The 14,660-nt window shown below is 45.9% G+C and carries 13 protein-coding genes; 4 read left to right on the plus strand and 9 right to left on the minus strand.

Features of this window, described 5'->3' with window-relative positions; translation table 11 throughout:
* Positions 1-35 precede the first annotated feature (35 nt).
* Entirely contained in the window at positions 36-704 is a 669-nt protein-coding gene (gene aat, locus RQM65_RS07655) for a leucyl/phenylalanyl-tRNA--protein transferase (RefSeq protein ID WP_314013897.1), read from the minus strand.
* 130 nt (positions 705-834) lie between these two features.
* Positions 835-1,212 carry a DUF3127 domain-containing protein gene (locus RQM65_RS07660; protein WP_314013899.1) on the minus strand — a complete coding sequence of 126 codons (378 nt, stop codon included), beginning with the start codon at positions 1,210-1,212 and terminating at the stop codon, positions 835-837.
* Between the two features lie 247 nt (positions 1,213-1,459).
* Between RQM65_RS07660 and RQM65_RS07665 the strand changes: the two genes are divergently transcribed.
* Positions 1,460-2,623 (plus strand): sensor histidine kinase, encoded by a 1,164-nt coding sequence (locus RQM65_RS07665; protein ID WP_314013900.1) that lies wholly within the window; start codon positions 1,460-1,462, stop codon positions 2,621-2,623.
* A gap of 62 nt (positions 2,624-2,685) precedes the next feature.
* Positions 2,686-3,042: a hypothetical protein gene (locus RQM65_RS07670; RefSeq protein ID WP_314013901.1), complete on the plus strand. Its 357-nt coding sequence runs from the start codon at positions 2,686-2,688 to the stop codon at positions 3,040-3,042.
* Between the two features lie 138 nt (positions 3,043-3,180).
* On the opposite strand, the gene RQM65_RS07675 is transcribed toward RQM65_RS07670, so the two are convergent.
* Positions 3,181-3,576 carry an HIT family protein gene (locus RQM65_RS07675; RefSeq protein WP_314013903.1) on the minus strand — a complete coding sequence of 132 codons (396 nt, stop codon included), beginning with the start codon at positions 3,574-3,576 and terminating at the stop codon, positions 3,181-3,183.
* 55 nt (positions 3,577-3,631) lie between these two features.
* Complete coding sequence (gene greA / locus RQM65_RS07680; protein ID WP_314013905.1) at positions 3,632-4,105, minus strand: transcription elongation factor GreA; 474 nt, start codon at positions 4,103-4,105, stop codon at positions 3,632-3,634.
* 227 nt (positions 4,106-4,332) lie between these two features.
* Between greA and RQM65_RS07685 the strand changes: the two genes are divergently transcribed.
* Complete coding sequence (locus RQM65_RS07685; protein WP_314013907.1) at positions 4,333-4,770, plus strand: Rieske (2Fe-2S) protein; 438 nt, start codon at positions 4,333-4,335, stop codon at positions 4,768-4,770.
* Between the two features lie 295 nt (positions 4,771-5,065).
* On the opposite strand, the gene RQM65_RS07690 is transcribed toward RQM65_RS07685, so the two are convergent.
* Positions 5,066-6,049 carry a Gfo/Idh/MocA family protein gene (locus RQM65_RS07690; RefSeq protein WP_314013909.1) on the minus strand — a complete coding sequence of 328 codons (984 nt, stop codon included), beginning with the start codon at positions 6,047-6,049 and terminating at the stop codon, positions 5,066-5,068.
* Positions 6,050-6,118: 69 nt separating this feature from the next.
* Positions 6,119-8,362 carry a TonB-dependent receptor gene (locus RQM65_RS07695; protein ID WP_432279839.1) on the minus strand — a complete coding sequence of 748 codons (2,244 nt, stop codon included), beginning with the start codon at positions 8,360-8,362 and terminating at the stop codon, positions 6,119-6,121.
* A 530-nt stretch (positions 8,363-8,892) separates the two neighbouring features.
* Here RQM65_RS07695 and RQM65_RS07700 point away from each other — a divergent pair.
* Entirely contained in the window at positions 8,893-11,379 is a 2,487-nt protein-coding gene (locus RQM65_RS07700; RefSeq protein ID WP_314013910.1) for a hybrid sensor histidine kinase/response regulator, read from the plus strand.
* Positions 11,380-11,544: 165 nt separating this feature from the next.
* Here the strand turns inward: RQM65_RS07700 and RQM65_RS07705 are convergent, their stop codons facing one another.
* From RQM65_RS07705 to RQM65_RS07715, 3 genes are all read right to left on the minus strand, one after another.
* Positions 11,545-12,960: a sigma-54-dependent transcriptional regulator gene (locus RQM65_RS07705; protein WP_314013912.1), complete on the minus strand. Its 1,416-nt coding sequence runs from the start codon at positions 12,958-12,960 to the stop codon at positions 11,545-11,547.
* Between the two features lie 295 nt (positions 12,961-13,255).
* Positions 13,256-13,612, minus strand: a complete 357-nt coding sequence (locus tag RQM65_RS07710) for a hypothetical protein (RefSeq protein WP_314013914.1) — start codon at positions 13,610-13,612, stop codon at positions 13,256-13,258.
* Positions 13,613-14,013: 401 nt separating this feature from the next.
* On the minus strand, positions 14,014-14,475 hold the full coding sequence (locus RQM65_RS07715; RefSeq protein ID WP_314013916.1) for a hypothetical protein: 462 nt from the start codon (positions 14,473-14,475) through the stop codon (positions 14,014-14,016).
* Positions 14,476-14,660: the final 185 nt, after the last annotated feature.

The raw sequence follows: 14,660 nt of genomic DNA on the forward strand, positions 1-14,660 counted from the left end.
CTAAGTCTTACGGTCCGATTTCCGTTCAGCGCCATCTATCGCTGCTTCCTTAAAAGCGCTACAAACTCTTTCCTTGAAATTTCCTCGGCGCCTAAACTTGCCAGATGCCGGGTATATACCTGACAGTCGATCAAGGCGTAATTTTGGGATTCCAGTTCTTGGGCAAGTTTTATAAATGCGAATTTTGAGGCATTGCTGACCTCACTGAACATGCTTTCGCCGCAAAAGACGTGGCCGAGGTCGATGCCGTACAATCCTCCCACTAGACGGTTTCCCTCCCATACTTCATACGATTTGGCATGGCCTTTTCGATGGAGCTCGATGTAAGCTTCCCTCATCCCGGGGGTAATCCAAGTACCCTTCTGGCCCGTTCTTTTGATACGGGAGCATCGTTCGATAACGGCTTCAAAACAAGTATTCCGGGTCAATCGAAACCGTCCATTTTTTAATACCTTCCACATACTTTTCGAGATTTTTATCTGATGCGGAAACAAGACCATTCGCGGATCGGGGCTCCACCACATGATCGGGGATTCGCTATCGAACCACGGGAAGATACCGTTCTTGTAGGCCAACATTAGCCGTTCGGGAGATAGGTCGCCCCCTACGGCAAGCAGACCTTCGGAATTGGCGTTTTCTACAGACGGAAATTGAAGACGATCGGTAAGAAAAAACAAGGGGCGATATTCGTGGTTATGGCTCATAATCTAATTCCCTTAAATTTAATGAATCACGGATAGTAGGCGTAAAAAAAGGCCCGCCGGATTTTTAAAATCGGGCGGACCTTTTAGTTTGGAGAGCCTTTAAAGGTCTCATCGTACATCGTGCGCTAACTTAAAACGGCAGATCGTCGTGATCTTCCTCATTTAAATTATCAGCGGGCGTAAAGGCCTCCGCGGGCGGGACCGGCGGTGCGGCATTGTCACCCTGAGCGGCCTGAAGATTTTCGATACGCCAACCCTGGATGGAATTGAAATATTTAACCTCGCCCTGGGGGTTGGTCCACTCCCGGCCCCGTAGGTTAATGCTGATTTTTACGTTTTGGCCGACATTGTAGTTGTTCAACAGGTCGGTCTTGTCCTGCACAAACTCTATCGCCAGATGCTGGGGGTATTGCTCTTCGGTGGTCAGGATAACTTCCCGCTTTCTAAAACCGTTGTTCCCGTATTCCTTGGTCTCGTCGATCTTCTTTATTTTTCCTTCTACTTCCATGACTATGAATTATATGTTAACTAAAATTTGAAGTTTTAAAATTAGGCGTATTGCCTCGATCAACCTAATAAAATAGCCTCAAGTTATCACAAAAAATAAACAGGTGGCGAGCCCAAGGTCCAAAGGTCGATAAAGCCTCATCGCTGCGGACGACCCCATCTAAATCAATTTACTTTAGGCCAATTTACGTTATCTTTGCCGGGCATAAACCCTTGATGGCCTAGGCCGCAAAAGATACGTCTACGGGATGAATTTTAATCCTAAAAATAAATCCTCCAATATTATTTTGTTGATAGCGTCTTTCGTTATCGTTAGTCTTATTCTTTGGAATACGAATAGTTTTTTTAAGAAATTCAAGGAAGAGGAACGCCTCAAGATGGAAATCTGGGCGACCGCGCAATCGGAATTCCAGCAGTCTTCGGAAGATTCGGATCTCGGCAACCTGCATCTCAAGGTCTTTCAAAACAATCGATCGACCCCGATGATCCTGGTCAACAAAGATGGCTCGACCAAAACCAATAATATGGATTCCGAAGAGGAACTGGGTTCCAGCGAGATACAAAAACTGATTAAAAAATACAGCAAGGAGAATGTTCCGATAGCCATCGAGCAGCAGGGCGAGCACCTAGCCACCCTTTATTACGGCAATTCGGAAGTGCTCAATAAACTAAAATACTATCCCATAGCGCTTTTGCTCATCATTTTCTTGTTCGGCGCGGTTATCTTCTTTTTCTTTAAGACGAACAAGGCCTCGGAACAGAACAGGCTTTGGGCCGGAATGGCCAAGGAAACCGCGCATCAGATCGGTACGCCCCTCTCATCGTTGCTTGGTTGGAACGAGCTGTTGAAAATGGAAAATATCAATCCGGAGATTACGAAAGAAATTGAAAAGGACATCGACCGGTTGCAAACGATTACGGAGCGTTTCTCGAAAATCGGATCCCTGCCCAAGCTCGATGAGCACGATGTGGTTAAGGAAACCAGGGATGCCTACGACTATTTAAATGCCCGCAGTTCGAAATTGATCAATTTTTCGTTCCGCTCACAGATAGAAAGTAGGCCGGTTTTACTGAACCGGGCATTATATCATTGGACCATTGAAAACCTGGTGAAAAACGGAATCGACGCCATGAAGGGCAAAGGAGATATTACGGTCGAAATCCTTTCCAATGGTAAGAACGTACTTATACAGGTTGCCGATACCGGCCAGGGCATTCCGAAACGTGATTTTCAGGCTATATTCGAACCTGGTGTCACTTCCAAGAAGCGAGGTTGGGGATTGGGACTGTCTTTGGTAAAGAGAATTATTGAAGAGTACCACAGGGGTAAAATCAAAGTACTTTCGTCGAGCGAAAAAGGTACCGTGATGCAGATATCGCTATTGGGGTGCAGGTCGAAGAATTTAGATTGAGCTTGACTTGTAACCCATACCTTAAAGTAGTACTGAATTTTACCTTATTTTAGTAGATAGTTATGGCAGACGAAAAACTGGTTACGATAAAACAGGCGAACATGACGAACAATTGTCCGGAATGTTTCAATCAAGACCTGACGCTTTCGTTTTTTCAAAAGCACCGGTATGGGAGGTTATCCCACAGAACAACCGGCGAGGTGACCCATCAGCTGGTATGCAATACCTGTGGCTCGACCATATATCCCGTCAAATGGACAGACGATATCGAGCGTACATTTGAGTATTACCAAAAAATGGTGATGCCGGAAAAAGCTTCCCTGCGATTTACGAGTCTATTTTGGATTATAATGTTGGTGCTTATCGTTGTGGTGGGGGCGGGCGTCTATATCTTTATCAAACGGGATGCTATTTTCTGATCTGTAGGTTTTTATGTTTAGACCACGGATATAGTATTGCATACACGTTCATTTGAACACCGGTTTACGGAGCTTAGGTGAAAAGCAAAGGCCGAAGAAACGAGTTTAAGGGTTTAGGACATCAAAACAACTACCGGCCTAAATGGAAAGTTTAGCCCGGATTTGCTCTGCTGTGGCCTTGAATTCCTGTTCGCTCATCGATACCTTGTTTTGAAAGCTGGCGTCGCCCATTCCGTTGAGGGGAATCAAATGCACGTGTACGTGCGGCACTTCAAGTCCGATAACGCTTATGCCTACCCTCTTGCAATCGATGGCCGCCTCGATGGCCTGGCCCACTTTTCTTGAAAAGGCCATAAGCCCCATATAGGTCGTTTCGTCAAGATCAAGAATCTTGTCCACTTCCTTTTTTGGGATGCAGAGGGTGTGGCCCTTGGTATTGGGATCGATGTCCAGAAAGGCAAAAAACTCGTCGTTTTCCGCAATTTTATAGCAGGGAATTTTGCCATTTATGATTTTAGTAAAAATGCTTGCCATAATAAAGGTTCAAGGTTGAAGTTCGAGGTTTAACGTATGCCAGGTGCAAACATTATTATCTTGTGATTTCTAGAATATCGAATTTTAAAGTCCCGTTCGGCACGTTGATTTCCGCAGTATCCCCCACTTTTTTGCCCAGAAGGCCCTTTCCGATGGGAGAGCTTACCGATATCTTGCCCGATTTCAGATCCGCTTCGCTTTCAGCCACAAGGGTGTATTTCATTTCGGCCCCGTTGTTATGGTTCTTTAGTTTTACGGTAGATAGCACCAAAACTTTTGAGGTATCGAGTTGCGATTCATCAATAACTCGGGCGTTTGAAAGGGTTTCCTCCATTTTCGAAATCTTCAGCTCCAGCAGCCCTTGGGCTTCCTTTGCGGCATCATATTCCGCATTCTCCGACAAATCGCCCTTATCGCGGGCCTCCCCGATGGCTCGTGAAGCTTTAGGGCGCTCTACATCCTTCAGATGCTTTAAGTCATCCCTCAATTTTTTTATTCCCTCTTCTGTGTAATAAGATACCTTGCTCATGATACTTTCATTAAATATGTGACGAACAGATGTAGGAAATCACTTGAACTATGTCGATTGAAGAAAATCGAATGACATATTTCAAGAGTTCCCTTAAGTAAACTAAGATCAGTTCAATGCATAAAGAAAAATCCTCTATGTAGGCCGTAGTAAAGCCGGCTTTTTTAGAGAGGATTTAACGCAAAGATACATAATTTTTGCACACTTTTGCCTTTCATCGACAAACTATGCTGCGTATTCTATCTTTTATTTTGTTGGCAACCTTATTTTCCTGCGACAATGACCGCGGTAACCGAAACCCGTTTTTACAGGAAATAGGGTTTCGCTACGACATGAACCTGAACCTGCCCTTATACAATCCGCTGAAAACTATCGGCAGGGCAGTTTTGGTGGACAATGCCGGTGTGGGTACCAAAGGTTTTTTTGTAATCCAGTCGGGCATCGGGCAATACCGCGCTTTCGAGGCCAGCTGCCCCAACCATGTGCCCAATGAGTGTTCGACCCTAGTACTCGATGGCGTGAACGCAAACTGTTCTTGCGAGGGTTATGAATACAACCTCTTTACCGGTCAGCTGATCAACCGGCCCGACGATGGCAACCGCTACTACGATATGCTCGAATATCGGGCGACAATAAATGGGAATGTGGTGGTCGTATCAAATTGAAGGATGGAGTGTTCTTACCTGGGATAAACCGCTCGCGGAACGATGTGCCAAAAGGAAGTTTCTACCCTGCAAATTGGAGTTAACCCTGGCCCCTTTGACCATTGGAGTGTCCCGTCGATGGAAAAAGGACTTTCGTCATTTGGTCTAATTGACCAGCATTATTTTTTTTACAGAAATAATGTTGGAACCAAAAAGACAGGCGGAGTATTCGTATAAACGGATCGGCATCCAAAACAGGATTTTAGGGATAACTTTGGGAACAAATTAAAATTGGAAGACAAAGCTGCCATGCCCCCTAGAGATTCCCCAAAATCTTGTCCATTGCCCAGCTGGTGTGCAAGGCGGACTTCCCAGTGGATGGGTGGGCGGCATTCCCCAGCAAGTCGTCCCGGAGGGCCTCTACATGGTACTGCTGCACATGCTCGGGGTGTTCGATAAACATAGTTTTGGTGCCTTTACCATCTTTGAGGATGATCTCGTCCCCATCAAAAACCGAAAAGCATATCTTGCCCTTGCTGCCAAAAATCTCGACCTTATCCAAGCGTTCGTCACAGCCGAAATTCCAGGCCGCATCGCCCGTAACGCCCGTAGTATGCGACCAAATCGCGGTTACCGTATCCTTAGCGGAATAAAGTCCCAATCGGTTTTTGGCGATTCCGTACACTTCTTCGAAATTACCGAAGTAAAAGGCGAAAAGATCGAGGCCGTGGCTGGCCAGATCATCGAAATAGCCTCCGGGAGCGACCTCGGCATCGGTCCGCCAGTTGTATTCGCCACTCCTATCGATTTGGTTGGGCGGTTTGCCCAAAAACCACCGGATGTGCCGTACCTGCCCAATTTTGTCGGAATCAAGCCACTCCTTAAGCTTGAGGAACCGGGGTAGCGAGCGCCGGTAATAGGCTACGAAGAGCGGAAGGTTCCGTTCTTCGAAAGCCATCTGTATTTCCAGACTTTCAGCGTAACTGGGGGCCATAGGTTTTTCGATACAGCAGGGTTTTCCTACTGCGGCGACCTGCAAGGCATAATCTTTGTGGCTGTCGGGCGGGGTAGCGATGTACACGGCATCGACGTTGGGGTCATTGATCAGCTTATCGGCATCGGAATAATATCTGGATATCCCATGGCGCCTGGCATAGTCCGCTGCCTTATCGACATTGCGGCGCATGACGGCCACGAGTTCGAACCCTTCCGTTTTCCGGTACGGGGGCCCGCTCTTCACTTCCGTAACATCACCACATCCGATAATGCCCCAGCGGATGCTTTCTTTTTTTATATTCATTTATCCCATGTTTGTCCAAATATAACGAAATGGTAGTCGGTAGCCCCCATCCCTTCTACTGGTCAACACTCAAAACCGCAGCGTTGCCCCCACTAAAAGATTGATTCCGGCTTGGGGGTAATACCCTTGCACTTCCATGGAATTGCCCGGGTTCGAAAAAGTATCTAAATAGGTGTATCCGTTCGATACATATTCCACGTCGAAGACATTATTGATCAAGGCGGAAAATTCGATGGATTTTACCAGTTTACCAGGGATGATCTCATAGGTCAGATTGAGATCATTGACAAAATAATCCTCCAGTTTTGAGGCCTCCGTATCGGTATTGCTCAAATATTGCTCCCCGACATATTTCGACAAAAGGGAAATAGCGAGACGCTCAGAAGGGGAGTAGGAAATTGCATTTCCGGCAACGATACCAGGCGAAAATGCGATATGGGTATCCCCGAGGTTCTGAACGGTTCCGTCACGGGTCAGGACAAAATCCTCGATTTTGTTCGTGCTGAACGCTATGTTGGGCCGTATGGTGAGCTTATTCCAGAGACGCAGGTTGGCATCCATTTCAAGGCCTGCCCGATAACTTTTATCAACATTGGCACGAATGTAATCGCCGGTATCATCGATGTCTCCCGTTAACACCAACTGATCTTTGTAGCCCATATAGTAGGTATTGACGTTCAATTGAAAATCTGGGGAGACATACCGCCATCCTAATTCAAGATCGTTCAGTTTTTCGGATTTCGGGCTTCCATTTTTATAATCGTCTCGATTGGGTTCGCGATGGGCCATGGCATAACTGAAATAAAAGTTGTTGTTCGGATTCAAATCATAGACCACTCCCGCTTTGGGGTTAAAGAAATCGAATTGGTCGTCGACCTCACCGGTTTCCTCTCCTTGGGTCTTGTATCCTATCGTTCTGTATTGTAAATCCGCGTACAGGCTTAATTTCTCGGTCAGTCCATAATCCACTTTGGCGTACAAGTTGAAATCCGTCTTTTTAGAATCGTCATCGTAATAGCGGTCCCGTATCTCGGCATCCGAAGCAAATCGTGCCCAGATAATCTCCCCAAAATGTGCGCCCTCGTATCGGTTTGCGCCCCCGCCAAGAATCAAATCCACATTGTTTTTGGAATAATTGGCGGAAAAGACCGTTCCGTAGAAATCATTGTCGAGCCACTTGCGACGTATCAAATCGGTGGAGTTGACTACGGAGTCGCCGAACACCAACGGTTCGAGTCCGTATGCTGTAAAGTCCCTATCTTCCTTATACTGCTCGAAGTAGCCCCGACCGTGGGTAAAATGAAAAGCGATGTTGGTGCTCCACGCGTTGGAAAGTTGCTCGTTCCATAGCAATTGGGCATGGTCTTGCTTGTAATTGTCGATTTCGTTATCGTAGAATCGGATATTTCCTTCTTCATCGGTATATTTCCCAGCGGAGTTGTAGGTACGGTCTTCCTGCAGGGTTTGTGCATCGATTCCGTTCCAAGCTTGGTAGGTAATCTCCTTTCCCCCGAAAATAAGGGCTTTTATCAACGTATTTTCATCCGAATAAGCGGCCTGCAAAAAATAGGATTCCAAGTCGGAACTGGCCCGATCGACATAACCATCCGAAGAAATACGGGACAACCTACCCGAAATTTCAACGTGGTCGTTCAACAGGCCCGTACTGAACTTTATATTGTTCCGAAGCGTGTTAAAGCTGCCGAGGGATGAAGAAATCTGTCCGTATGCCTCTTGCGATACCGCATCGGTCAACAGGTTGAGGCTGGCACCGAAAGCACCGGCTCCATTGGTCGAGGTGCCGACGCCCCGCTGGAGCTGCAGACTTTCGGTGGAAGAGGCAAAATCAGGCATGTTCACCCAAAATGTGCCCTGCGATTCGGAGTCATTATACGGAACCCCGTTGATGGTCACGTTTACCCGGGTAGCATCGCTGCCGCGCACTCGTATCCCCGTATAGCCTACCCCTGCTCCGGCATCGGTCGTGGTCACGACACCTGGTAAATAGTTCAGCAACACGGGAATATCCTGACCAAGATTCCGAGGTGCAATATCCTCTTTCTTGAGATTGGAAAAAGTAACCGGTGTTTTTTTATTGACTCGGACCGCCTGTACGAAGACCTCGTCGAGCACCACTTTTGTGCCCTCCAGGGAGTCGGTTTCCTGTTCCTGTGCAGCCATACCCAGGGTCAATCCCAACGAGGTCAATGTTAGAAAATTGGTTTTAATGCGATGGTTTTTGCCCATCGTCCGCAGTAAACTGCCCGAGAAAGTGGCAGTGGATAGATTGAAAATTGAACAAAGCTGTTTCATCCGTAAAAGTTTTTTTTACGAATAAAAAGGGGCTATTATTCTAAATTTACATTGATTTTTCGTCCGATATCGGACATAGAATTTCCAAGCAGCATGCAGTACATGCCATCCCTTGGCGGCATTACCCGCCCAGGTTCATTGGGTATAATCTCAGCGTTACCAAATTATGGGTTTGGAATTATGGTTTAGAGAACTTCGATTCTGCATCCACAACCCAAATTTGGCTAGGCACCCCTTTTGAGATACGGCAAAGATACGGTTGCCGAATCGAATAATAAAATCCCAATCTAAAAATTCTTTCACCTACCGACGGGAGTTCTCAATCGATGCACCTTCCTCTGAGGGTTGCATTTGCGAAATGATAGGGAAATTAACTTGTTTACCTTCGTTCCGCGCAAGCGAAAAACGATAAGTACCTGCTTGGCGCCTATCATCCTTTTATCGGCACCCACCCGGTTCACCGTCAACACAATTAACGGTTCCTTAGTATACGCTATCTCCTTAATATCCGTACTTTTAACAGGATATATATGAAATGTCATATGGAAAAAGAGTCGATAAAGTCCAAGAACAAGTTCACCTTTAAGATTGTGGCGAGCTATTTGATTCTGGGTCTTTTGGCAATCGCCGTCAGCTATTTTGTCTATACGGAAATAAAAACCTACGTCTCTACCGAAACGGCAGACCAAAATGACGTAAAGCTATTGCGGACGGGCACCTTGGCCAGCAACCTATATGAGGCCGAGAGTCTTTCAAAGCTGGCCTTGCAAAGCGACAATAGTACCGATTTTGATGCTTACGCCAATCGAATCGATTCTGTTAAACTTGAAATCGATACCCTGAAACGATTGATGCAGGGCGATGAACAAAAAAGTCTTTTGGATAGCCTACAGCGACTTTTGGATCAGAAGGTCGCGAATAACAATAAGCTGAAACAGCTGCAAAAACGGTATGCGTCTATCAATGCCTTGGATAAGGCTTTAAAGGAATTCGACAAGATAGACGAATCTTTCGGAAAATTTTCTGCAGAAAACCTCTGGCCCGACTATAAAAAGCTCTCGCCCACCCTTCAAAAGTCGCTACGCGACTATGCTGCCCTTATCAGTGAAAATGTACCTGCCGATGCCGATGGCTCGATAAATGCAGTGTATGTCGACTCCATCCTAAAGGATGCGAAGACCATGTTGCTTAGGGCCAAGCTTCAGGATTCCCGATCCCAGCGCTCTTTGGCCTTACAAGAACGGGAGGTAAACCGCAACGACCGGGTGCTTTCACAACAGCTACAAAATATCATTTCGGCTTTTGAGCAAGAGGTCATGGCCAGTACTTACCAAAACAATCTCAAAAAACAGACCGCACTTAAAAGAGCGACCCGCATTGCGGGAATAGCCGCCGTAATCGGATTCATCGTCGTCGGGATATTTTCGTTTTTAATAAACCGCGACTTTTGGAAAGTGCAGACCTATCGCGTCAAGCTGGAAAATGAAAAAAAATTTTCGGATTCGCTTTTAAAAAGTAGGGAACAGCTCATCTCTACCGTAAGCCACGACTTGCGTACCCCCTTGAATACCATTAGTGGTTATTCGGAACTTTTGGAGAGCACGGATCTATCGAAAAAACAGGCCGGATACGTTTATAGTTTAAAATCCGCCTCAGAGTACATCGAAAACCTGGTTAACGATTTGTTGGATTTCTCCAAGTTGGAAGCCGGAAAGCTCAATATCGAGGAAGTTCCATTTATAGCCTCCCATCTCATCCAGGAAACCGCTGAAAACCTTCAGGCCATTTACGCCGACAAAAAACTGAAGTTGATACTCGATATCGCCCCCGAATTTGAAAAAACGGTCTTAGGCGATCCCTTCAGGATCCGGCAGGTATTGACCAACCTCGTCGGAAACGCGTTCAAGTTTACAGAAGAAGGCCATATTAAGATTACCGCCACGGCCAATACCACAAAAGGGGAAAGACTTCAGGCAAAGATTCAAGTTTCGGATACCGGAATCGGTATCCCCAAGAAAAAACAGCATCTGATTTTCAATGAGTTTACCCAGGCGGATACCGATACTGAAAAAAAATTCGGAGGTTATGGGCTAGGACTCACCATTTCAAAAAAACTGGCCGAGCTACTTAATGGCTCCCTAGGCCTAAAAAGCAAGGTGGGCGGGGGAAGCACCTTCACATTTCAACTACCGCTAAAGATTACCGACGCGGTACAGGAAGCGGATAAAGAAATGCCCTATATGGCACCCAAACTGCGCATGCTCATCATCGACGACGACACCGCCCTACTGCACATGTTGCGTGAACTGGCAGAAAGCATGGAGATTACCGCCCATACCTTCACCAATTTTCTTTCTATTGATGAAGATTCGCATTTGGCATACGATATCGTTCTCACGGACATTCAAATGCCGCAAGTAACCGGTTTCGAGGTGCTAAAGCGGCTTCGGTCGGGCGAATACGCCCACTATACGGATCAGCCTATTATCGCCATGACCGGCCGTCGCGACCTGAATCCAGAAGCTTACACCAACATAGGATTCACCAGGGTGCTGCAAAAACCTTTCTCAAAGGGTGAATTGATAGCGACCCTTAAACTCTTGGGTATCAAGACTGCCCATAAAGCACCTAAAAAAAAGATACCCATAGAAAAATCGCAGGCAGCCCCAACATTGTACAGCCTCGACATCATACATTCCTTTCTGGGCAAAAACGAAGACGCTATTTTCGAAGTGTTGCAAACTTTTTTGAGCGACACCCGAACCAATATGCAACTATTGGAGGATACCGTTACCGCCAAGGACTACGACCAGGTCAATCACGTCGCTCACAGAATGCTGCCGATGTTCAGGCAATTGAAGGTGCAGGAGTCCGTTTCGATCTTGGAAAAGATGGAGCATGCCACAGCGGAGCAGATGGACTCCAAAACCCTATCACGTTTACTTGAAGTACTTAAAAAAAATGTGAAGGTACTTGTCGCCGAACTTGAAGAGCGCATGACCGTTGGCTCGAAGTAAGATGGTATTGATCAAATCCGACGGAGCGGTAACTTGCCAACCAACTCGGGTTTACGAGGAAAATTTACGGGAACAAGGGAGACGAATTGTGAATATAGGCAAGCCCGAGATGAGCCTTGGTGCTTGAAAATGAACGTGCTGCCAAGTCTACCTAGGACTAGGTACTTAAAGATCAAGATTATAATGGTGGATTTTATTGTATAAGGTCTTGCGGGTCACCTGAAGTAATTTTGCCGCTTTAGATTTATTGAAGTTCGTTTTTTTCAGGGCCTTGATGATTCTGTCCTTTTCAAATTCCGCTTTTGAGAAACCTTCGGAAACCGTTGCCTTTTCTTGGGGCTGTAGCACTTCCTTGGGCAGGGCAGCAACCTGCACCTCGTTGCTCGGCGTTAAGAGTACCGCTCTTTTGATCACGTTTTGGAGTTCTCGCAGGTTGCCAGGCCAACGATACTGCTGAAAGGCCTCCCACACCTCATCGGAAAAACCTTCCACATTTTTATCGAGCGCGGTATTCGCCTTTTTTAAAAAGTTCTCGGTGAAAAGTCTCAAATCTTCAAAACGTTCTTCCAAAGAAGGAATCTGAATCGAAAATTCGTTCAACCGATGGTATAGATCTTCCCGGAAAGTACCTTCTTCTACGGCCTCGGTCAAATCTTCGTTGGTCGCAGTGATAATCCGCACATCTACCTCGATTTCCTTGGTACTGCCCACGCGCTTGATTTTGCGTTCTTGCAACGCGCGAAGCAGTTGAATCTGATTTTCGTAGGATAGGTTTCCAACCTCGTCCAAAAACAGGGTGCCCTTATGGGCCGCCTCGAAATTACCTATTTTATCTTCTACGGCGCCAGTAAAGCTACCTTTGATATGGCCGAAAAATTCGCTTGTCGCCAATTCTTTAGGAATGGCCCCACAGTCCACCGCTACGAAATTGAAGGCCTTTCGTTTACTGCCATCGTGAATGGCCTTGGCGGTAACCTCTTTTCCGGTACCACTCTCTCCCGTAATCAAAACGGACATGTCGGTCGGTGCTACCAAATCGATGTATTCCAATAGTTTTTCGGATGCCTCACTGCTACCCTTTACCACCCTAGCATGGGGTGCGATTTCTTCTTTTGGGCCATTTGTCGTGGCATCCTGTAAGGGCTTGACCTGGGCACCCTCCTCTTCTTTTTTTGCAGTCGGCCCGATATGCGTTACCCGTAAATCCGAATCCCTCGGCACTTGGGCCTTTAGCGCATTATCAAGAATCATCACGATCTCATCGGGTGTGAAGGGTTTTGAAATATAGTCAAATGCCCCCTTCTTCATGGCGTTGACGGCGGAGCCTACCTCGGCATAACCCGTCATCAAAATTACTTGCGTCTTCGGGTTTACTTTCTTGATGTCACCCAATAGCTGCAAACCGTCATAATCGGGCAGTCGTAAATCGGTTAGAATAAGGTCGTAATCATTCTTGCCGAATTTTTCCTTGGCATCGTCGGCCGTAAAGCTGGTCTCCACCTCGTAGCCGCGTTTACTCAAAAACTTCTGAAGCATCTGGCAGAATGCTGCATCGTCTTCAATGATTAAAAGGTTTGGCATATTGCGTTCTTGTATCGATACTAGGACCCCTTTCTTTTGACACTCAAAATCTCTGTGGGTGCATTGACATAGCTACGTAAAAATACCACAAGAAAGCCGTATCTCGCCTAAATTTGTCTTAAAAAGACCCTTTATTCCTCAGCCATTCCATTTTGTCGTCAGTCATGCGCCAGTCGTGGGATTTCGAAAGCGTTTGCCTGCCCGACTCCACTAAAGAAAAAAGAGAAAGGGGCCACACAACTGTGACCCCTTTCTGACCAAACCAACTTGATACAAAACAATAAACTAAACTTGTTTACATTTCAATCCAGTTACCATTTTCGTCAGCGTACAAAGTTCCAGCGGTGCCGTCTTCCAAAGACACTTCCAATTTATACTGGTTCGCTTCGTTTACATACGCTTTATCAATGGAAGCCGTAGGATAGTTTTTTGAAACTGCGGCGGTTACCGACTCGGGTAATTCTTCGGCGGCGACCTCAGAAAAGTCATCTTGCGTGGCTACGGCTTCGGTAGCTGTTTCTTCAGCGGCTTCAGTAGCGTCAGTTGCAGTTTCTTCAACGGCAGTTGCAGCCTCTTCGGCAACATTCTCTTCTTGGGCGAAAGCAGTCATTGTTCCAAGTGACAATACTGCGGCAATCATTAAATTTTTCATGGTTCTAGTTTTAATTTGTTTACTGAAAAAAGTATTGAAATAATGATACCAAAATCGAAAAAATATGTAAGTATTTGTTTTTTAGCTATTTAATCGAATCTCTGAAATCCTGCGTTGGGTAATTTTGTATACTTGTACAACTAGACCGTGTAAAATATATACGGCACGATGAGGGATAAAGCTGCCGGGAGGGAACTTTACCGCCGGCTTCCTTGAGATTCTACCTCACAATAATTTCCTCGCCTTGAGCTAATGGTAGATAACTACAGTCTCCCATCACGGACTTGCTTTGTCTGGTAATTTGTCATGCACGGATAAACTAAAAAAGTCCCGATTGCCTTAGGCAGTCGGGACTTTTTACTCTCAAGTGATTATACTTGACAGGACAGTACATTTTCGAATTACATTTCGATCCAGTTACCATCGGCATCAGCGTACAGTTCAGCTGATTCACCATCTTCTTTAGTAACTTCCAATTTGTACTGATCTTGGTCGTTCATAGAAGCCTTATCGATAGTAGCACCTGGGTGAGCCTCTTCTAAAGCGGTAGTAATTGCTTCGGGAACTTCTTCAGTAGCAATCTCGTTGAAACCATCCTGGGCAGCAACTTCTTCGGATACTTCCTCAGCTGATTCTTCAACAGCCTCGGTAGCATCATCGGCCGACTCTTCCACTGCTTCAGTAGCTTCTGTGGCAGTTTCTTCAGCGGCATCGTATGTTTCAGTGGCCGATTCTTCTACAGCTTCGGTAGCGTTAGAAGTTGTTTCTTCAACAGCGTCTCCAGCTTCTTCCAAATTGGTCTCTTGTGCAACTGCAGTCATTGTTCCTAGAGCAAGGGCTGCAACAATCATTAAATTTTTCATTTTGCGTGTGTTTAAGTTAAATTCGATTTTTATTTGTTTTGAATATCGTTTGCTTGATAATCGTAATATATAAAGAGAAAACAGTGCCAACTGTGCATTGGCGCTGCAATATGCATACAACTATCTGATTGTTATTGCTTTAAGACCAATAGAGGATAACTTGAACATGTATACCACTGGGTAAC

The organism is Pricia mediterranea (assembly GCF_032248455.1).
GTDB classification, from domain to species: domain Bacteria; phylum Bacteroidota; class Bacteroidia; order Flavobacteriales; family Flavobacteriaceae; genus Pricia; species Pricia mediterranea.

Excerpts from the sequence above, each read along its gene's own strand:
- aat (WP_314013897.1), bottom strand. The coding sequence starts at position 704 with ATGAGCCATAACCACGAATATCGCCCCTTGTTTTTTCTTACCGATCGT.
- RQM65_RS07660 (WP_314013899.1), bottom strand. The coding sequence starts at position 1,212 with ATGGAAGTAGAAGGAAAAATAAAGAAGATCGACGAGACCAAGGAATAC.
- RQM65_RS07665 (WP_314013900.1), top strand. The coding sequence starts at position 1,460 with ATGAATTTTAATCCTAAAAATAAATCCTCCAATATTATTTTGTTGATA.
- RQM65_RS07670 (WP_314013901.1), top strand. The coding sequence starts at position 2,686 with ATGGCAGACGAAAAACTGGTTACGATAAAACAGGCGAACATGACGAAC.
- RQM65_RS07675 (WP_314013903.1), bottom strand. The coding sequence starts at position 3,576 with ATGGCAAGCATTTTTACTAAAATCATAAATGGCAAAATTCCCTGCTAT.
- greA (WP_314013905.1), bottom strand. The coding sequence starts at position 4,105 with ATGAGCAAGGTATCTTATTACACAGAAGAGGGAATAAAAAAATTGAGG.
- RQM65_RS07685 (WP_314013907.1), top strand. The coding sequence starts at position 4,333 with ATGCTGCGTATTCTATCTTTTATTTTGTTGGCAACCTTATTTTCCTGC.
- RQM65_RS07690 (WP_314013909.1), bottom strand. The coding sequence starts at position 6,049 with ATGAATATAAAAAAAGAAAGCATCCGCTGGGGCATTATCGGATGTGGT.
- RQM65_RS07695 (WP_432279839.1), bottom strand. The coding sequence starts at position 8,362 with ATGAAACAGCTTTGTTCAATTTTCAATCTATCCACTGCCACTTTCTCG.
- RQM65_RS07700 (WP_314013910.1), top strand. The coding sequence starts at position 8,893 with ATGAAATGTCATATGGAAAAAGAGTCGATAAAGTCCAAGAACAAGTTC.
- RQM65_RS07705 (WP_314013912.1), bottom strand. The coding sequence starts at position 12,960 with ATGCCAAACCTTTTAATCATTGAAGACGATGCAGCATTCTGCCAGATG.
- RQM65_RS07710 (WP_314013914.1), bottom strand. The coding sequence starts at position 13,612 with ATGAAAAATTTAATGATTGCCGCAGTATTGTCACTTGGAACAATGACT.
- RQM65_RS07715 (WP_314013916.1), bottom strand. The coding sequence starts at position 14,475 with ATGAAAAATTTAATGATTGTTGCAGCCCTTGCTCTAGGAACAATGACT.